This is a genomic window from Lipingzhangella rawalii (genome assembly GCF_031628175.1).
Classification (GTDB): Bacteria; Actinomycetota; Actinomycetes; order Streptosporangiales; family Streptosporangiaceae; genus Lipingzhangella_A; species Lipingzhangella_A rawalii.
Genome location: NZ_JAVLVT010000057.1, coordinates 1 through 343, shown reverse-complemented (window position 1 = coordinate 343; position 343 = coordinate 1). Strand labels below are relative to the sequence as shown.

Genomic DNA, 343 nt, shown 5'->3' with positions numbered 1-343 from the left:
CCCACGATCCCGCTGGGGGTGGTGACCCCATGACCGGGAACCAGGAATCCGCGCAGGCCCGGGGGTTGGGCCTGGCGGAGACCCACCGGCTGCACCGGGCGATCCAGGCTCTGGACCAGGCGGCGGGCGATCTCGCGCGGGTGCACGCCAGCGGGGCCGGCCGTGAGCTGTGGACCACCGTGAGCCTCGCCCGCCTGGGGGTACTGCTGGAACCCGGTGCCGCTCAGGCCGACCAGCTGGCCGAACAGCTCCGCGCCGCGGCTTCGGGCACCGCGATCGTGCTCCCTACACGGGCGCGGCCGATCGGGGGTGGGAACCATGTGTGAACGCTTCCACCACACCT

1 protein-coding gene is annotated in these 343 nt (G+C 73.5%); it reads left to right on the top strand.

Annotation, left to right across the window (positions count from 1 at the left end):
- A partial coding sequence (locus RIF23_RS20740; RefSeq protein WP_310914323.1) for a hypothetical protein occupies window positions 1–326 on the top strand: 326 nt, incomplete at its 5' end.
- Window positions 327–343 lie beyond the last annotated feature (17 nt).